At 67.1% G+C, this 18,125-nt stretch carries 18 protein-coding genes; 5 read left to right on the top strand and 13 right to left on the bottom strand.

All coding sequences use genetic code 11. The features are described from left to right. The 4 genes from QTI04_RS15085 to QTI04_RS15070 all read right to left on the bottom strand — a co-directional run. On the bottom strand, positions 1 to 1,020 hold a 1,020-nt coding region (locus QTI04_RS15085; protein WP_286616307.1), incomplete at its 3' end, for a tripartite tricarboxylate transporter permease. Positions 1,021 to 1,030: 10 nt separating this feature from the next. Next, positions 1,031 to 1,519 carry a tripartite tricarboxylate transporter TctB family protein gene (locus QTI04_RS15080; protein WP_286616306.1) on the bottom strand — a complete coding sequence of 163 codons (489 nt, stop codon included), beginning with the start codon at positions 1,517 to 1,519 and terminating at the stop codon, positions 1,031 to 1,033. Between the two features lie 153 nt (positions 1,520 to 1,672). Continuing rightward, entirely contained in the window at positions 1,673 to 2,077 is a 405-nt protein-coding gene (locus QTI04_RS15075; protein ID WP_286616305.1) for an RNA-binding protein, read from the bottom strand. Positions 2,078 to 2,307: 230 nt separating this feature from the next. Further along, positions 2,308 to 2,523: a DUF3820 family protein gene (locus QTI04_RS15070; protein WP_286601728.1), complete on the bottom strand. Its 216-nt coding sequence runs from the start codon at positions 2,521 to 2,523 to the stop codon at positions 2,308 to 2,310. Positions 2,524 to 2,596: 73 nt separating this feature from the next. On the opposite strand from QTI04_RS15070, the gene QTI04_RS15065 reads away from it, so the two are divergent. Next, on the top strand, positions 2,597 to 3,823 hold the full coding sequence (locus QTI04_RS15065; RefSeq protein ID WP_286616304.1) for a DEAD/DEAH box helicase: 1,227 nt from the start codon (positions 2,597 to 2,599) through the stop codon (positions 3,821 to 3,823). Between the two features lie 6 nt (positions 3,824 to 3,829). Here the strand turns inward: QTI04_RS15065 and QTI04_RS15060 are convergent, their stop codons facing one another. After that, on the bottom strand, positions 3,830 to 4,990 hold the full coding sequence (locus tag QTI04_RS15060; RefSeq protein ID WP_286601730.1) for an acyl-CoA dehydrogenase family protein: 1,161 nt from the start codon (positions 4,988 to 4,990) through the stop codon (positions 3,830 to 3,832). A gap of 77 nt (positions 4,991 to 5,067) precedes the next feature. After that, complete coding sequence (locus tag QTI04_RS15055) at positions 5,068 to 6,069, bottom strand: NAD-dependent epimerase/dehydratase family protein (RefSeq protein ID WP_286616303.1); 1,002 nt, start codon at positions 6,067 to 6,069, stop codon at positions 5,068 to 5,070. Between the two features lie 14 nt (positions 6,070 to 6,083). Here QTI04_RS15055 and QTI04_RS15050 point away from each other — a divergent pair, with 14 nt between their 5' ends. Further along, positions 6,084 to 7,067 carry a LysR family transcriptional regulator gene (locus QTI04_RS15050; protein WP_286616302.1) on the top strand — a complete coding sequence of 328 codons (984 nt, stop codon included), beginning with the start codon at positions 6,084 to 6,086 and terminating at the stop codon, positions 7,065 to 7,067. Between the two features lie 17 nt (positions 7,068 to 7,084). Here the strand turns inward: QTI04_RS15050 and QTI04_RS15045 are convergent, their stop codons facing one another. From QTI04_RS15045 to QTI04_RS15030, 4 genes are read right to left on the bottom strand one after another with little or no spacing between them, the layout of a single operon-like run. Further along, positions 7,085 to 8,722 carry a hypothetical protein gene (locus QTI04_RS15045; RefSeq protein ID WP_286616301.1) on the bottom strand — a complete coding sequence of 546 codons (1,638 nt, stop codon included), beginning with the start codon at positions 8,720 to 8,722 and terminating at the stop codon, positions 7,085 to 7,087. 34 nt (positions 8,723 to 8,756) lie between these two features. After that, the gene (locus tag QTI04_RS15040) at positions 8,757 to 9,587 is read right to left on the bottom strand and encodes an ABC transporter permease (protein WP_286616300.1); all 831 of its coding nucleotides are present in this window, start codon (positions 9,585 to 9,587) and stop codon (positions 8,757 to 8,759) included. A 5-nt stretch (positions 9,588 to 9,592) separates the two neighbouring features. After that, a complete protein-coding gene (locus QTI04_RS15035) occupies positions 9,593 to 10,537 on the bottom strand; it encodes an ATP-binding cassette domain-containing protein (RefSeq protein ID WP_286601736.1) in 945 nt (314 codons plus the stop codon). Positions 10,538 to 10,554: 17 nt separating this feature from the next. Then, positions 10,555 to 11,445: a LysR family transcriptional regulator gene (locus QTI04_RS15030; RefSeq protein WP_286616299.1), complete on the bottom strand. Its 891-nt coding sequence runs from the start codon at positions 11,443 to 11,445 to the stop codon at positions 10,555 to 10,557. Between the two features lie 112 nt (positions 11,446 to 11,557). Between QTI04_RS15030 and QTI04_RS15025 the strand changes: the two genes are divergently transcribed. Both QTI04_RS15025 and QTI04_RS15020 read left to right on the top strand, forming a co-directional pair. Continuing rightward, positions 11,558 to 12,202, top strand: coding sequence for a glutathione S-transferase family protein (locus tag QTI04_RS15025; RefSeq protein WP_286616298.1), 645 nt, complete (start codon positions 11,558 to 11,560; stop codon positions 12,200 to 12,202). Then, entirely contained in the window at positions 12,199 to 13,167 is a 969-nt protein-coding gene (locus tag QTI04_RS15020) for a pyridoxamine 5'-phosphate oxidase family protein (RefSeq protein ID WP_286616297.1), read from the top strand. Before QTI04_RS15025 ends, QTI04_RS15020 begins: the two co-directional genes overlap by 4 nt. A gap of 8 nt (positions 13,168 to 13,175) precedes the next feature. Here the strand turns inward: QTI04_RS15020 and QTI04_RS15015 are convergent, their stop codons facing one another. After that, on the bottom strand, positions 13,176 to 14,327 hold the full coding sequence (locus tag QTI04_RS15015) for a cytochrome P450 (protein WP_286616296.1): 1,152 nt from the start codon (positions 14,325 to 14,327) through the stop codon (positions 13,176 to 13,178). Positions 14,328 to 14,378: 51 nt separating this feature from the next. Here QTI04_RS15015 and QTI04_RS15010 point away from each other — a divergent pair, with 51 nt between their 5' ends. After that, a complete protein-coding gene (locus QTI04_RS15010) occupies positions 14,379 to 15,068 on the top strand; it encodes a helix-turn-helix transcriptional regulator (protein ID WP_286616295.1) in 690 nt (229 codons plus the stop codon). Between the two features lie 113 nt (positions 15,069 to 15,181). On the opposite strand, the gene QTI04_RS15005 is transcribed toward QTI04_RS15010, so the two are convergent. After that, positions 15,182 to 16,699: an AMP nucleosidase gene (locus tag QTI04_RS15005; protein ID WP_286601745.1), complete on the bottom strand. Its 1,518-nt coding sequence runs from the start codon at positions 16,697 to 16,699 to the stop codon at positions 15,182 to 15,184. Between the two features lie 33 nt (positions 16,700 to 16,732). Then, complete coding sequence (gene gorA / locus QTI04_RS15000) at positions 16,733 to 18,088, bottom strand: glutathione-disulfide reductase (RefSeq protein WP_286616294.1); 1,356 nt, start codon at positions 18,086 to 18,088, stop codon at positions 16,733 to 16,735. Positions 18,089 to 18,125: the final 37 nt, after the last annotated feature.

The following is an 18,125-nucleotide window of genomic DNA, read 5'->3' as shown; positions in this document are numbered from 1 at the left end:
GGTCATCGCACCCACCATCAGCGCCATCACCGCGTTGGGCGGAATGCCCAGCGTCAGCAGCGGGATGAATGAAGTCTGCGCGCCGGCGTTGTTGGCCGACTCGGGCGATGCCACGCCGCGGATGTTGCCCTTGCCGAATGCCACTTCGCCGGGCTTCATGCGGATCTTCTTTTCCAGCGCGTAGGCCGCGAACGAAGCCAGCAGCGCGCCGCCGCCGGGCAGGATGCCGAGCGCGGAGCCCAGGGTGGTACCGCGCAACACGGCAGGCGCCATGTTCTTGAAGTCGTTCTTGGTGGGCCACAGGCCTTTCACCTCGGAAGTGAACACTTCGCGCTCTTCATCCGGCTGCGAGAGGTTGCCGATGATTTCGCCGTAGCCGAACACGCCCATGGCGATCACCACGAAGCCGATGCCGTCGGTGAGTTCGGGAATGTCGAAGCTGAATCGCGCGACGCCCGAGTTCACATCGGTGCCGACGATGCCGAGCAGCAGGCCCAGCACGATCATCGAGACCGCCTTGAGCAGCGAGCCCGAGGCCAGCACCACGGCGCCGATCAGGCCCAGCACCATCAGCGAAAAATACTCGGCCGGGCCGAACTTGAAGGCCAGTTCGGTCAGCGGCGGTGCGAAAGCCGCCAAGATCAGCGTACCGACGCAGCCCGCGAAGAACGAGCCCAGGCCGGCAGCCGCCAGCGCGGGGCCCGCACGGCCCTGCCGCGCCATCTGGTAGCCGTCGATGCACGTCACCACCGAGGACGATTCCCCCGGCAGGTTGACCAGGATTGCGGTGGTGGAGCCGCCGTACTGCGCGCCGTAGTAGATGCCGGCCAACATGATCAGCGCCGATACGGGCGGCAGCGCATAGGTGGCGGGAAGCAGCATCGCGATGGTCGCGACGGGCCCGATGCCCGGCAGCACGCCGATCAGCGTGCCCAGAATGCAGCCGACCAGGCAGTACAGCAGGTTGGTGAGTGTGAAGGCGACGCCGAAGCCGGTCGCCAGGTTGTGAATCAGATCCATGAAGGTCTCCTCAGCCCGAAATGAAGGTGGGCCAGACCTGGATCTGCAACTTGAGCGCCCAGATGAACGCCACGTAACTGCCCGCTGCCAGGATGGTCGAGAGAACCAGCACGTCGCGCAGCTTGAAATGCTCGCCCGCGAGGCTGGAGATGATGGTGAGCGCGTAGATCGCGATGATCATGCCCATCGCCGGGACGCCGATGCTGGGCAGGCCGCCGAGCAGCACGCCGAAGGCCAGGTTGGCGCCGATGACGAAGAACAGCGGCTTCCAGGCCCACTTGCCGATCGGGTCGCCATCGGCCGTCTCGACCACCAGTGACTGAAACATCACCGCGGCGCCCAGGATCGCCAGCAGGATCCCCAGCATGAGCGGAAAGTAGCCGGGCCCCATGCGGGCGCCGTCGCCGATGTTGTAGGTGGTGGCGCCGATGGCGAACGCCGCCCCCACCGCTGTGAACATGACTCCCGAAAAGAAGTCAGCCTGACTCTTGATACGCATTGTCTCGACCCTCGTTGATGAGCCTTCGAGGGTCGTCGTCCGCGCCTGACTGTTCGCTGACCGATGCTGTACGGACTTCCACGTACGGGGATGCGGCGCCCCAATGAAAAAGGCTCCCGAAGGAGCCTTTTTGCCGTGTGTGCTGACGAGGGCTTAGTAGCCGCCGCGGCCACCGCCGCCGCCGCCGTAGCCGCCACCGCCGCTGCGGTTGCCGCCACCGTAGCCGCCGCCGCCGCCACCACCACCGCCGTAACCACCGCCGCCGCTGCGGCCACCGCCGCCGCCGCCGAAGCCGCCGGGCGAACGGGGCTCCATCGGACGGGCTTCATTGACAGTCAGGCTGCGGCCGTCGAGTGCTTGGCCATTCAGACCTTCGATGGCGGCCAGCGCTTCCGCGTCGGTGCCCATTTCGACAAAGCCGAAGCCCTTGGAGCGACCGCTGTCGCGTTCCATCATGACCTTGGCACTGGCGACCGAACCGTACTGGCCGAAGGCCTGTTCGAGATCGTTGTCGCGGATGGAGTAGGCGAGGTTGCCTACGTAAAGTTTCTTGCCCATGGAGGGACTCCTAATCAAACCTAACAGACAAAGCGATGGAGTCCCAGAATCACAACAAACTAAACAGGCGCTGTGGCGCGAAACTGACCGATCACCCGGATCACGCGCGGGCAGCAATGTGGCCGCGACGTCCCAGCATTTTCCTTCACTATCGAACTTTTGGGTGAAATGCTTTTTATTTTTGAACCTATTTGTATCCGGGTGAACCGTATTTGCGACGTATTCGCGGTTCAGGCCCTATTTCTGAGTGGATTCAGCAGCGCCTTGAGACCGTTGTGGTCGATTTCATGCATCAGGGCGAGCAAACGGCCGATTTCTCCTGCGGGAAAACCCTCGCGCGCGAACCAGGTCAGGTAGTTTCCGGGCAGGTCGGCGATGACCCGGCCCTTGTATTTTCCAAAGGGCATCTCCAGGGACACCAGGCGTTCGAGGTCATCGGCGTTCATGGTGGCTATGCTCCTTCATCTCTGCGACTCTCGCTTTTTTCCATTCATCGGCTCGATTCGGGCCCGCCTGTTCATGCCATTCCAATCCCTGGGACTCGATCCTGCCCTGGTGCGCGCCGCCACTGACAAGGGCTACGTCGCGCCCACGGCCATCCAGCTCGAAGCCATCCCGGCGATCCTGCAAGGGCGCGACGTGCTGGGCGCCGCCCAGACCGGTTCCGGCAAGACGGCGGCATTTTCGCTGCCCCTGCTGCAGCGGCTGGCACGTGAGCCGCGCCAGTCGCCGCGGCGCCTGCTTGCACTGATTCTCGTGCCCACGCGCGAACTGGCGGCGCAGGTGGGCGAGTCGATGCGCGGCCTGGCGCAGCATCTGCCCGTGCCGGTGAAGATCGCCGTCGCGTTCGGCGGCGTCTCCATCAACCCGCAAATGATGGCGCTGCGCGGCGGTGCCGACGTGATGATCGCCACGCCCGGCCGGCTGCTGGACCTGATCGATCATCGCGCTCTGCGGCTGTCCACCGTGTCGATGCTGGTGCTGGACGAGGCCGATCGCCTCTTCGATCTCGGCTTTGCGGAAGAACTCGGGCGCATCCTGGCGTTGCTGCCGAAGCAGCGGCAGAACCTGATGTTCTCCGCCACGTTCCCGCAGGCGATCCAGTCGCTGGCGGACGGTCTGCTCAGGGACCCGGTGCGCGTCGAAGTGCAGTCCGAAGCGGCGGAGGAGCCCGCGATCCTGCAGCGCGCGATCGAGGTCGATGCCGAGCGGCGCACCCAGCTGCTGCGTCAACTGGTCAAGGACAGCGCGTGGACCCGCGTGCTGGTGTTCGTCGCCACCAAGCACGCCTCGGAGATCGTGGCCGACAAGCTGCGCAAGGCCGGCATCGAGGCCGAGCCCTTCCACGGCCTGCTCAGCCAGGGCAAGCGCACACAGGTGCTTGCGGACTTCAAGGCCTCCAGGGTGCAGGTCGTCGTCGCGACTGATCTTGCCGCGCGCGGGATCGACGTCGCTCAACTGCCCGTGGTGGTGAACTACGACCTGCCGCGTTCGGCTGTCGACTACGTGCACCGCATCGGTCGCACCGGCCGCGCGGGCGAAAGCGGACTGGCCGTGAGCTTCGTCAGCGCGGCCACGGAAGCGCACTTCAGGCTCATCGAGAAGCGCCAGGGCCTCAACGTGCCGCGCGAGCGGGTGGCGGGCTTCGAGCCCGTGGAAACCGCGGTGCCCGCACCGGCAGGCACTGGCGGCATCAAGGGCAAGCGCCCGAGCAAGAAGGACAAACTGCGCGCCGCGGCGCGCTGAGCGCCCTCATTCCCGCGGCGGCTTCTTCGCAATGCCCATGGTCTTCGCGAGGATGCCGAGCATCACCTCGTCGGCGCCACCGCCGATCGACGCCAGCCGTCCGTCGCGGTACAGGCGCGAGACGCGGTTCTCCCACGTGAAGCCCATGCCGCCCCAGAATTGGAGGCAGGTGTCGGCGACTTCGCGCGTGAGCCGGCCCGTCTTGAGCTTCGCCATGGACGCCAGTTCGGTCACGTCCTGGCCCTGCACGTGCAGGTCGCACGCGCGGTAGGTGAGGGCGCGCAGCGCCTCGACCTCGGTCTTGAGCTCGGCGAGCTTGAACTGGACCCACTGCTGGTCTGCCAGCGTGCCGCCGAAGAGCTTGCGCTGCTGCGCCCACTCGATGGTCTCGGCAATGCATTCGTCCAGCGGCACCAGCGAACTGGCGGCGCACCACAGGCGCTCTTCCTGGAACTGCTGCATCTGATAGACGAAGCCCTGGCCCTCCTCGCCGATGCGGAAGCGCTGCGGCACGCGCACGTTGTCGAAGTAGATGAGCCCGGTGTCGCTCGAATGCATGCCGATCTTGCGGATCTTCTTCGCCTTCTCGATGCCGGGGCTGTCCATCGGCACCATGACCAGCGACTTGTTGCGATGCACCGGACCGTCGCCAGTATTGACCAGCATGCACATCCAGTCCGCCTGCAGGCTGTTGGTGATCCACATCTTCTGGCCGGTGATGAGGTAGTCGTCGCCGTCCTTGCGCGCATGGCTCTTGAGGCCGGCGACGTCGCTGCCGGCGCCTGGCTCGCTCACGCCGATGCAGCCCACGGTCTCGCCGGCGATGGCGGGCACCAGGAATTCGCGGCGCAGCGCATCGCTGCCGAAGCGCGCGAGCGCGGGCGTGCACATGTCGGTCTGCACGCCGATCGCCATCGGCACGCCGCCGCAGCTCACATGCCCCAGCGCCTCGGCCAGCGCCATCGCGTACGAGTAGTCGAGGCCGGCGCCTCCGTAGGTCTCCGGCTTGTTGAGCCCCAGCAGTCCGAGCGCGCCGAGCTTCCTGAACACATCGTGCGCCGGGAAGCTCTCCGCGGCCTCCCATTCGTCCACATGGGGGTTGATCTCCTCGTCGATGAAGCGGCGCATCGTCTTCTGGATCTCGAGGTGTTCGTGCGTGTACTGCATGCCTTGTCTCCGGTCGGTCCTCTGTCAGCTTCGCCGACTCTAGGCCCGGCCGCGCCCGCCGTGCTTGCGGGAAGTGGCTACAGGCTGCCGCGAAGGGCACCGGTCGTCCCCGCGTCGCGAAGGCAGCCGAGCCCGTGCAGCGTCGTCGCCACGGCGGTGTCCAGCGCCGTATGCGGCTCGCTTCCGAGGACCGACAGGAGGCGCGCATTGCGCAGGCGCACCGGCTGCTCCCAGAGATGGCGCATCTCGCGCAGCTCGCGGAACAGGGGCACGAAGGGCGACGCGAGGGTCACCAGCCACCACGGAAATCGTTGCAATGGCAGTTCGGGTTGCCCGCTCGCGCGGCGAATCGCGGCCTGCATCTGCGTGCCGTCCGCATCCCAATGCCCGGCCATGTGGAAGGTGTCGAAGGCCGCGATTGCGCTTTCGCGTTCGACGAGCTGGACGATGGTTTCCGCGACGTCCGGCAGGTAGGCCCATTGATGCCCGACGCCGCGCCGGCCCGGGTCGGTGGTCGCAGTGAGCGGCCGGCCGGGTTTCGCCAGTTGCGCGAACCAGTTGTTGCCGGCGCATGGCCCGAAGAAGTCGCCGGCTCGCACGATGAGCGTGCGCACGCCACACTCGGCGGCCTCGCGCAGGCGCTGCTCCATCTGCACGCGGATCGCGCCCTTTCGCGTTTGCGGATGCTGCGGCGAGCTTTCGACGACGTCGGGGAACGCGTCGGGACCGTAGTTGTAGACCGTACCGGGTAGCACGATGCGCACACCACAGACCTCCGCCGCGCGGATCGTGCTCTCCAGCATCGGAAGCACCAGCGTCTTCCAGTTGCGGTAGCCGGGCGGGTTGACGGCATGGACGATCAGCGACACGCCGCGCGCGGCGGCGATGACGCTGTCGGCATCGAGCGCATCGCCCGCGACCCATTCAGGCCGCGCCACGCCCGCCGGCCATTGCGCTGCGGCCTTCGCTGGGTCGCGCGCCAGCGCCCGCACCTGCCAGCCACGCCGCAGCAGCGCCGCCGCCGTCTCGCCACCGATACCGCCCGTCGCGCCGAGCACCAATGCCGTACCTCGTTCCATGAGCCATTCCTTTCGTGAAAGGCCAATTCTTGAGGCGGGCCGGTGCAAACACAATTGGCAAAGTATTGCCGTCAGCTAGTATGAAATGTATGAGCATCAATCCACTGGACTGGGAAAGCCAGCGCGCCTTTCTCGCCGTCCTCCGCGAAGGCAGCCTGTCGGCGGCGGCCCGTTCGCTCGATATCGCCCAGCCGACGGTGCGCCGCCGCCTGGAGGCGCTGGAGCGCTCGATCGGTGTGGCGCTCTTCACCCGATCGCCCAGCGGCCTGACGCCGACGGACGCGGCGCGAGAGCTTGGCACCCATGCCGAAACCATGGCCGCCGCGGCCGAGGCCTTTGCGCGCGCTGCGTCGGCGGACATCCATGCGGTGTCAGGAACGGTTCGCATCACCGCCAGCGACGTGATGGGCGCGGAGGTGCTGCCTGCGGTGGTGGCCGACCTGCACGATGCCCAGCCGGGCCTCGTGTTCGAGCTGAGCCTGACCAACCGCAACGAGGACTTGCTGCGACACGAAGCCGACATCGCGGTGCGCATGGTGCGGCCGACGCAGGCCTCGATCGTCGCGACGCGTGTAGGCGTGGTGGAACTGGGCTTCTTCGCCAAGGCGGCGTATCTGAAGAAGCACGGCACGCCGGCGAGGCTGGACGACCTCGACCGCTTCGCCCTGATCGGACCCGATCGCGAAACCGCCGACCTGCGCGCACTGCGGGCCCTCGGCCTGGACCTGAAGCGCGCGATGTTCAGCTGCCGCACCGACAACCAGCTCGCGCAACTGGGCGCGATCCGCGCCGGGCTCGGAATCGGCATTTGCCAAAAGGCGCTCGCCCGGCGTGATCCATCCCTGGTGCCTGTGCTGGCGAAGGAGTTCTGCTACGAGCTGGAAACCTGGGTCACCATGCACGAGGACCTTCGGCGGATGCGACGAGTGCGCGCGACCTTCGCGCATCTGGTCACCGCACTGACGGCTTACTGCAACGCCGGCAGCGCCCCGGGTTGACCCGTGGCCGCCGGGCCTCAGCGCTGCGGCCGGATGCGGTACAGCGCGTTGTTGCGGTCCGCCGTCATGTAGATCGTGCCGTCCTTGCCGACCGCCACGCCCGTCGGCATGTAGGGCGGCGGCATGCCCGGCCCGCCTTCGAGGCCGATCGGCAGGTTCTCCGCGACGGTGCGCCGCGTGCCGTTCGCAATGTCGATCTCGACCAGCCGCCGCGCCGCGCTTTCCGCGACGATGAAAGTGCCCCACGGCGTCTGCGCCACGCCCTCGGGCATCGCCAGTCCTTCGGCGACGGCACGCAGCGGCGCGCTCGCGTCGAGCGGAATGCGCGTCAGCTTGCCTGCGGCCTCGGTCACGTAGAGCGCGCCGTCCCTGCCCATGATCATCTGCACCGGCCCGGCCAGGCCGCTCGCGATCACTTCCTTGGTCTCGAACTTCGGGCCGCTGGCGCGGCTCACGCTGCCGGTCGCGAGTTCGGCATAGATCACGCTGCCGTCGGGCATCGGAATGGCATCGACTGGCGCCTTCAGTCCGTGCAGCACGCCGGTGGTCTTGAGCGTCTTCCGGTCCACCAGCTGGACCGTGCCCGTGAACCATGACGTCAGCGCGAAGTGCGTAGGCGAGAGGCCGACCGCGGACGGGTAGTCGAGGTCAGGATCGCGCTGCATGCGGAAGATGTCGCGCACCGCGCCGCTCGTGGCGTCGACCTGGCGGAAGCCGAAGATGTCGGCCACCCAGAGGTCGTTGCCGTCGATCTTGAGGCCGGCCGGCACGGCCAGCTTGCCGCCGGTGAGCAGGCGCAGGTCGCCGGTTGCGGGATTGAAGGCTTCGACCGAGTTGTCGGCCATGTTCGACACGTAGATCGTGCCCTCGGGCGCGATGGCGAGATTGTCGAGCGATGGCTTGAGCTGCTTCGCGACGGTCTTGCGGCCTGTCGCGAGGTCGACGCGGATCAATTCGCCGCTGCGGGTATCAACCACCCACAGGTTGCCCTTGCCGTCGAGATTGGCCGCGGCGGGGATCTTGAAGCCGTCGGCGATTACCGTCATGGCGCCGTTGGCCGGATCGATCTTCACGACCTGGCCCTTGAACCACAGCGGGCCGTAGAGCATGCCGTCGGGCCCGACCTCGAAGCCGTTGAAGCCGCCCATGTCCTTCTTGATCAGGCGCGGCGGCTTCTGGCCCGCGACGTCGATCTCCCACAGCGCGTCGCCGAGGAACACCTGCGAGGCATAGAGCTTGCCGTTGCGCCGGTCGAAGTCGAGCGAGTTGAGGCCGGGCAGGTCCTTGGCGAGCACGCGCATCGGCGCGCTGTCGCTCTCGCGCATGCGCAGCATGCCCATGAGGTAGTTGGTCCACGCCAGCTCGCCCTTGGGGCCGATCGCGATGTCGTCGGCCTGGCCTTCGACGCTCTTGATCAGCACGCGTGCGGCGCCGGTCTGTCGGTCGACTTCCCACAAGCTGTTGCCGACCACGGAGCCCGCGAGAAGCCGGCCCTGCCGGTCGACCGCGAGGCCGTGCACGCCCGAGAAGGAGGAGGGTGCCACGATCGCCTCAGGCGCTGTCCATGCGCTGGGCCGTGTGGGCGGCGCCGTGGTGGTGCAGGCGCCGAGAAGGAACGCCGACGCCAGCAAGGCGCCGCCGAAGATCCGATTCATGTTGTCTCCTCGATGTGAAAGTCCCCCGTCGCGGTCAGGCCCGGAAGCGCCTTCGCGTCAGTCCCAATGCCATCCAGAACGCGACGACCGTGTAGACCACCAGCACCAGCGCATGCCGCCACCAGTCGAGTGGCCATTGGTCCATGAAGAGCGGCCGCACCAGCGCCACCGCGTTGGTCAGCGGCAGCCACGCAGCAAGCGTGCGCACCACGCCGGGCAACTGGTCCAGCGGAAAGAACACGCCCGACAGGAACATCATCGGCGTCATGAACAGCGTGAAGTAGTAGGTGAAGAAGTCGTAGCCCTTCGCCAGTGCGTTGAAGATCAACGCAATGCACGAGAAGGTGATGCCCACACCCACCAGCACGAACCAGGCGATGAAGAGCTTCGGGGTGTGGCTGATGCCCAGCCCGAGCATCACGAACAGGATCGCGGTGGTCGTGAAGATTGCCTTGAAGCCGGCCCACAGCATCTCGGCCAACACCACGTCGTCGAGCCCGACCGGCGCGTTCATGATGCCGTCCCACGTCTTCTGTACGTGCATGCGCGAGAAGGCCGAATACAGCGCCTCGAACGAGGCCGCATTCATCGCGCTCATGCAGACCGAGCCGCTGGCGAGAAAGAGGATGTAGGGAATGTGGGTGCCATTGACCTGCACCTCGCCCACCAGCGCGCCCATGCCGTAGCCGAAGGCCACCAGCCAGATCAGGGGCTCCGCAATGTTGCCGATGAGGCTGGGGATGGCGAGTTTGCGCCACACCAGCAGGTTGCGCAGGAACACCGGCCACCAGCGCATCGAGAGTTCGGGTGGGCGCCAGACGGAGCGCGTCGGTGGAAGAGCGGACGAAGAAGCCAGGCTCGACATGCGAATCAACCGTCCTCTCGGATTTGCCGGCCCGTCAGCTTGAGGAACAGATCCTCCAGGTTCGCCGGCCGATGGAAGGTGCGCAAGCCGCTGCGGTCGCCCAGCGCCGTCATCAGGCCGCGCGCGTCCTGTGTGTAGAAGAACACCGTCTCGCCGCTGACCTCGACGCGGGCTGCGTAGTCCTTCAGCGGCGACTGCGCGAGTTCGAGGGCACCGTTGCCATACAACTCGACCACGTCCGGCTCCAGGTGCTCGGCGATCAGGTCGCGCGGCCGTCCTTCGGCGATCTTGCGGCCGTGGTCGAGCACCAGCAGGCGCGAACACAGGCGCTCGGCTTCGTCCATGAAGTGGGTGGTCAGCAGGATCGATTTGCCTTGCTGCAACAGCACCTGGAGCCGCTCCCACATGAGATGCCTCGCCTGCGGGTCGAGGCCGGTGGTGGGCTCGTCGAGCATCAGCAGCTTCGGGTCGTTGACGAGCGCACGTGCGAGCGACAAGCGCCGCCGCATGCCGCCCGAAAGCTCTCCGGGCTTGGCGTCGGCCTTGTGCGAGAGCGCGGCAAATTCCAGCAGTTGGGGAATGCGCGGCGCGATCTCGGCGCGGCGCATGCCGAAGTAGCGGGCGTAGACCATCAGGTTCTCCGCGCAGCTGAAGTCAGGGTCGAGCGTGTCGAACTGGCTCACCACGCCGAGCTGTGCCTTGATGGCGCGTGCATCTTCCGGCATCGAGAGGCCGCCCAGCGCCTCGATCGTGCCGCCGTCGGGCGTGGTCAGCCCGAGGCACATGCGGATGGTGGTCGTCTTGCCCGCGCCGTTGGGCCCGATCACGCCCAGGCACTCGCCGGGTGCGATCTCGAAGGACAAGTCGTCCACCACGGTGGTCGTGCCGTAACGCTTGTGCAGGTGGCTGGCGTGGAAGAGGGGAGTCGGCACCGCGGCATTGTGGCGCATGGGCTGGGCTTTCGATGTCAGAGCATCAGGCCTGCGAATTCGGCCCTCATCCAGTCGATGAAGGCGCGCGTGCGCGCTGGCAGCAGCCGTGCGTGCGGATAGATCACGCTCACGGGTCGTGGCGGAAGCTCGAACTCGTCCAGCACGATCGTCAACCGGCCCTGCTTCACCAAGGGCAGCACCTGGTAGGAGAAGAACATGCCGAAGCCGATGCCCGCTGCACAGGCCTCGACGGCCGGCGCGATGTGATTGAACTCCAGGTTGCCCCGGGCCGCTATGGCCACCGTCCGCCCGTGGTCGCGAAAGGTCCAGTGGACCGTGCTGCTGGGATGGATGCGCACGCAATTGGCGTCGAGCAACTCGCGCGGATGTCGGGGCGCGCCGTGCTCTTGCAGATAGGCCGGACTCGCGACCACCACGCGCCGGATGCTGCCGAGCCGTTGGGCGACCAGCGACGAATCCTCCAGCGCGCTGATTCGGATACCGACATCGATGCCTTCCTCCAGCAGGTTCACGCTGCGGTCGTGCAGCAGCACGCTGCAGCGCATCTTGTCGTAGCGCTGCAGAAAGCGAACGATCGCAGGCGACACGTACATGTGGCCGAAGAGCACGGGCGCAGTGACGGTGAGCTGCCCGGCGGGTTCGGCTGCGTCGACGGTAAGCGCACGGTCCGCCGCGTCGGCGGCGGCCAGGACCTCGCGCGCGCTTTGCAGGTAGCTGCGGCCTTCCTCGGTGAGGGAGATGCGCCGGGTGGTGCGGTGGAACAGCCGCACGCCCAGATGGGCTTCGAGCGCGGCGAGCGAACGCACCACCGCCGGAAGCGAGGTGTCGAGCGCGTCGGCCGCTTTCGTGAGGTTGCCTTGGTCGGCGATCTGCACGAAGGTCTGCATAGCCTTGAGACGGTCCATCGCGCGATTAAACCGGAAAACGCAACAGTCAACTCCATCTGTAGCCATTACTTCGGAAGAGAGAAGAAAACAGAATCGAACCGTCAACCTCACAGCAACAGGAGAACCCGACATGCCAGCCACTCGTCCCGCCCAGCCCATCAAGGTCTACGGCGCTTCCATCTCCGGCCACTCGCATCGCGTGAAGTTGTTTCTCTCGCTGCTCGAGCTTCCCTTCGAGACGATCGAGGTCAATCTGCGTGCGGGCGAACATCGCACCCCGGAATTCCTGCGGCGCAATGCCTTCGGACAGGTGCCGGTCATCGAGGACGGCGACACGACACTGGCTGATTCGAACGCCATCCTGGTCTACCTCAACGAGCGCTATGCCGCCGACCCGGCGCGCTGGTATCCGCGCGATCCGGTCGGTGCGGCCCGAGTGCAGCGCTGGCTGTCGGTCGCGGCGGGACAGCTCGCGTCAGGTCCGTCGGTGGCGCGCGTCATCGTGTTGTTCGGGCAGACGAGGGATGCGACCGATGTGATCGCGCGCGCTCACGAACTTCTGCGCGTGATGGAGCTCGAGTTGGCGGAGCGCCCCTTCCTCGCAGGCTCGTCCGCGACGCTGGCGGACATCGCCAACCACACCTACGTCGCCCATGCGCCGGAGGGCAATGTGTCGCTCGAAGCCTATCCCCGCGTGCGCGAGTGGCTGGCACGCGTCGAGGAATTGCCGGGCTTCGTGCCGATGACACCCTCACGCATCGGGTTGGCAGCATGAACTCCGTCGATGCCGTCGCGTCACCCTGGCATGAGGGCGAGCGTGAAGTGCAAACCCTCGCGGGCGTGCGTGAACGGATGGATGCGCTCGGGCCGCGTGTGATCCGGGACTACATGCCAGAGCAGCATCGCACCTTCTTCGCGCAACTGCCTTTCCTGATCGTGGGAAGTCTCGACCCGGCGCATCAGCCGTGGGCGAGCGTGCTCGCTGCGCCGCCCGGATTCGCGCAATCGCCCGACGAGCATCACCTGCGCATCGATGCGCGTCCGCTCGCAGGGGACCCATTGTCATCGGCACTGTTGTCCGGCGCGCCACTCGGGCTGCTCGGCATCGAGCCGCACACGCGGCGCCGCAACCGCATGAATGGCGTGGTGGAGCAGGTCGACGCACGCGGCTTCTCGGTCGAAGTGCAGCAGAGCTTTGGCAACTGCCCGAAGTACATCCAGACACGGGAGCCGCTCTTCGTGGGCGGAGCGCATGCCGCTGCGAACGCACGCCGCAGCGACCGCATGGACGAGGCGGCTCGGCGGATCGTGGCCAAGGCCGACACTTTCTTCATCGCCACGGCCCACCCTGCGGCCGGCGATGCGACGGCCTCGCATGGCGTCGACGTGTCGCACCGCGGCGGCCGGTCAGGCTTTGTCCAGCTGACGGGCGAGGGGACGCTGACCGTGCCGGATTTCGTCGGCAACTCCTTCTTCAACACGCTGGGCAACATCGCCGTCTATCCGAAGGCGGGCCTGCTCTTCATCGACTTCGAGACCGGCGATGTGCTCCAGCTGGCCGTGACGGCCGAGACGATCTGGGACGGCCCCGAACTCGCGGGCTTCGCCGGCGCGGAGCGGTTGCTTCGCATGCAGGTCGCGTCTGCGCTCCTCATGCCGGCTGCGCTGCCACTCCGTTGGGGCCGAGGGGATCTGTCGCCGTTCCTCGCTCCGACAGGACAGTGGCCAAAGGCCGCTTGAGCATCGAGTCAGTGGAGCGTGGGAATCCGGGCGTTGACAGAAGGACGGTAGCCCCACCCTCGTTCCTGCAGCGCATCGGTATCGAGACCGCGCGAGAGCAGCGTTTCGAGCCCAGCCGCTGCGACCGTCGCTGCCAGCGCCTGGCCGGGGCAGGCATGCGCCCCGTGGCCGAAGCCCAGTGTCCGGCGCTCCGCGCGCATCAGCTCGAAGGTTGCCGGTGCAGGATTGAGCGACGGATCGCGGTTGGCGGCGCCGAGCACCAGCAGCACCGCCTCGCCCGGCGCGAGTTCGATGCCGGCGACGGTCGTCGGTTGTGCGACGAAGCGGCGCGTGTTCTGGATCGAAGGATCGTGGCGGGCCACTTCCTCGACCAACGAGGGCAGCAGTTCCCAGCGCGAGTCGATCCTTCGGCGCAGACCGGGCTCGCGCGCCAGCGCGACGAGGCTGTTGCCCAGCAAGCCGGCCGTGGCCTCGCAGGTCTGCGACAGCAGGCCGACGAGGTTCGCCACGAGGGCGTGCGAGCGATCGACCGGCGCCTGTTCCTGAACCGCCGCCAGCAGCGTGCCGTGGCGTGCGGGCCGGGTGGCGATCAACGACTCGAAGCGCGCCATCAGGGCGGCGGCGGCTTCACTTGCGGCGTCGAGTTGGGCGGCCGTTGACAGCGGAGACAGGCAGGCGACGAAATCGCGCATCCAGTCGGAAACGCTCCGCAGTTCATCGGTGGCGAAGCCGAGCAGGTGAGCGACGCCGCGGACCGGCATCGCGAAGCAGGCGTCGGACAATGAATCAATCGGCATGCCCTCGGCGACCTGGCGCGCCGCGGCGTGCGCTGCGCGGAGATCCAACCCGGCCAGTGCCCGCTGCAATATGGGCTTGTGGGCCGCGTGCGGCGCCCCGTCGTTCATGCGCACCAGCCGCCCGAACACTTCGCCCGCCGGCGTGCCGGCGATGGCGCCTGGCACCGGCTCCGATGGGGGGCGAACGCGCAGTGCGTCGTTGGCGAGCACTTCCCGAACGACGTCAGCCCGGCTGGCGATCCACGCCCGCAGGCGGTCGTCGCGGACCAGCGCGGGACCGCTGCGCAGCGTGGCGTACCACGGGTAAGGATTGCAGTGCGTGACGGCAGCGATCGCATCGGCCGGTGGGTCCATGTGTTTCATGCACGCAGTCTGGCGCTTTTCGAACGAGCACACTTCGTTTACGATCGAAATATGGATGCATCCACCGCCGACACCCACCTCGCGCGCCTGGCCGGCGCCATCGCCGAACCCGCACGCGCCCGCATGCTGTGCTGCCTGCTGGACGGGAATGCCCGCACTGCGACAGAACTGGCCGCGGTCGCCGAGGTTGCCGCTTCAACGGCCAGCGCGCATCTGGCACGGCTCAAGGAACAGCGGCTCGTCGAGTCGGTCGCGCAGGGCAAGCATCGCTACTTCCGCCTCACCGGCAGCGAGGTCGCCGCCGCGCTCGAAGGCTTGCTGGTGATCGCCGGCGCCCCGCGTAACGAGTTCCGCCCGACCACGCCGAGCCGACTGCGCAGCGCGCGCACCTGCTATGACCACATGGCCGGTACGGCAGGTGTCGCGCTGCATGACCGTCTCCATGCGCAGGGCTGGCTGCACGAGGTTGCGGAAGGCGACTACGAACTCACCCCCGAAGGCGCCGTCGCACTCGAAAGCCTCGGCATCGACGTGGAGGATGCGCGCAACACCCGCCGTCGCTTTGCCTGCGCCTGCCTCGACTGGAGCGAACGGCGCCCTCACCTGGGCGGCGCGCTCGGCGCCGCATGGCTGCAACTGTCGATTCGCCGCGGCTGGGTGCGCCAAGACCTGGACGGCCGCGCACTGGCACTCACCCCCAAGGCCCACCGCGAAATGCCCGAGATGTTTTCCACCCCCTGACAACGCACACGCTGAGCCGGGAAATCCCACGGAACCGGCTTAGCCGGGCCGTAGGGATTGCCCCCGGAGAGGGGGTGGCGGCCACACGAAGTGGGCTAGCCTGGGGGTGATTCCTACTGGAAGGCTACCTCGGCGAAGCTTCGGAGCTTGCGGCTATGGAGGCGGCTCGAGCCTTCCTGGCGCAGGATGTCGATCGCGGCCATGCCGATGCGCAAATGCTGCTCGACCCGCTCGCGATAGAACTGGTTGGCCATGCCGGGCAGCTTGATCTCGCCGTGCAGCGGCTTGTCGCTCACGCACAGCAAGGTGCCGTAGGGCACGCGGAAGCGGAAGCCGTTGGCGGCGATGGTGGCGCTTTCCATGTCGAGCGCGACGGCGCGGCTCTGGCTGAATCGCCGCTGGGGCTGGTTGCCGGGCAACAGTTCCCAGTTGCGGTTGTCGGTGCTGGCGACCGTGCCGGTGCGCATGATCTTCTTGAGTTCGGTGCCCTGCGTGCCGGTGACCTCGGCCACCGCATTTTCGAGCGCGAGCTGGATCTCCGAGAGCGCCGGGATCGGCACCCACAGCGGCAGCTCCTCGTCCAGCACGTGGTCCTCGCGCACATAGGCGTGCGCCAGCACGTAGTCGCCGAGCTGCTGCCCCTGGCGCAGGCCGGCGCAATGGCCGAGCATCATCCACGCGTGCGGCCGCAGCACCGCGACGTGGTCGGTGATGGTCTTGGCGTTGGCCGGGCCGACGCCGATGTTGACCATCGAGATGCCCGTGCAGTCCTCGCGCACCAGGTGATAGCCAGGCATCTGCGGCAGGCGGGCGGGCGGCGTGCCCTGCGTGCCGTCGAGCAGCTCGCCGTACAGCTCGCTCGAACCCGGAGACAGCCCGCGCCGGCGGGTGACGACGTTGCCCGGCTCGATGAAGGCGATGTACTCGCTCTTCTCGTCGGTCATCGCCTCGTGGCCGAGCCGCACGAATTCGTCGATGTAGAACTGGTAGTTGGTGAACAGCACGAAGTTCTGGAACCACTCGGGCGCGGTTCCGCTGTAGTGGCGCAGGCGGTGCAGCGAATAGTCGACCCGCGCCGCGGTGAAGAGCGACAGCGGCTGCGCCTCGCCCGGCTTGGCCTCGAAGGTGCCGTTGGCGATGCCGTCGTCCATCGCGCCGAGGTCGGGCAGGTCGAACACGTCGCGCATCAGGGCGCGGCGCTCGGCGGACATCGTGCCTTCGATGTGATCGTTCTCGGCGAAGGAGAAATGAATCGGGATCGGCTGCGTGCTGGTGCCGATCTCCAGCTCGACGCGGTGGTTCTCCAGCAGCAGCCTGAATTGCTCGCGGTAGTAGCGCAGAAAGAGGTCGGGCCGCGTCAGCGTGGTCTCGTAGCGCCCCGGCCCCGACACGAAACCATAGCTCAACCCGGCGTTGGCGACCGGCGTGCTCCGCGACACGGTGTGCGTATGCACCCGAACGAAGGGGTAGCAGGCCCGCACGCGGCCCGGCAGGCTTTCGCCCGCCACGAAGCGCTGCATCGCTTCGCGAAGGTGCTGCAGGCCACCGTTGTAGATGAGTCGGACCTGCTCCAGGGCAGCGTCGGGATCGGTAAAGCGGGCTGGCGCAATGAAAGCAGGCATGTAAGGCATGAGGCATTGTGGCTCACCCCCAGGCTTGCTCACTCAGCCGGGCATGGGTTCTCGCATGGTGACAAGCTCTTCCGCGGTGGTGGGATGGATGCCGATGGTGCTGTCGAACGCCGCCTTGGTCGCACCGCAGCGCATCGCGACGGCAAAGCCCTGCACGATCTCGCCCGCTTCGGGGCCCACCATGTGCAGGCCGACGACACGGTCGCTCGCCTTGTCGACGATCAGCTTCATGAACGTGCGCTCCTTGCTCTGCGACAGCGTGTGGCGCAGCGCGCGGAATTCGCTGGAGAAGATCGTGACCTTGCCGAACTTCATGCGCGCGGCGGCTTCGGTGTAGCCGCAGGTGCCGATGTTCGGGTGCGTGAACACGGCGGTCGGCGTGTAGTCGTAGTCAAGCTGGCGCTTGCCCTTGCCGAAGAGGGTGTCGACCACCACCATCGCCTCGGCCAGCGCCACCGGCGTGAGTTGCTGGCGGGTTGACACATCGCCCACCGCGAGGATCGACGGCACCGAGCTGCGGTAGTGCGCATCGACGACCACGCCGCCGCGCTCGTCCAGCTCGACACCCGCGGCTTCGAGGCCCATGCCGGCCGTATTGGGAACGCGGCCGGTCGCGAAGAGGATGGTGTCGGCCTCTACCCGCTGGCCGCGCGAGAGCAGAGCGCACAGGCCGCTCTCCTGGCGCGTCACCATGCTGATCTCGGCATTGAAGCGGATGTCGACGCCCGTGCGCGTCATCTCCCTGGCGAGGAACTGGCGAACATCCTCGTCGAACTCGTTCAGCAGGTGCGCGCTGCGCTGCACCTGCGTGACCTGGGCGCCAAGTCCGTTGAAGATCGACGCGAACTCGCAGGCGATGTAGCCACCGCCGACCACCAGCAACCGCTTCGGAAACGGGTCGAGATCGAACATCGCGTCGGAGACGATCCCATGCTCGCGACCGGCGATGTCTGGCACGAAGGGCATGCCGCCGGTCGCCACGAGCACATGCTGTGCGGTGCAGTGCTTTTCGCCGATCTGGACGCCGTGGGCATCCGTCAGTTGCGCCCAACCCTGGATGAGGTGGACGCCCGCACCTTCGAGCAGGCTGCGGTAGACACCGTTGAGCCGCGCGATCTCGCGCGCGCGGTTGGCCTTGAGCCGCGCCCAGTCGAAGCGCGATTCACCGACGTGCCAGCCGAACCCCGCGGCTTCCTCGAAGGAGTCTGCATAGCCCGCCGCGTAGCTGTAGAGCTTCTTGGGAATGCAACCGACGTTGACGCAGGTGCCGCCCAGTTCGGCGCATTCGGCGAGCGCGACGCGGGCGCCGCGCTGGGCGGCCATTCGTGCCGCGCGCACGCCGCCACTTCCGCCGCCGATCACGAAAAGGTCGAAGTCGAATGTGCGCATGGGAACTCCTTCGCGCCGACTGTAGCCGGCGGACGAA

It is taken from the genome of Variovorax sp. J22R115 (assembly GCF_030317005.1).
GTDB lineage: Bacteria > Pseudomonadota > Gammaproteobacteria > Burkholderiales > Burkholderiaceae_C > Variovorax.
This window is presented reverse-complemented; position numbering and strand designations above follow the sequence as displayed.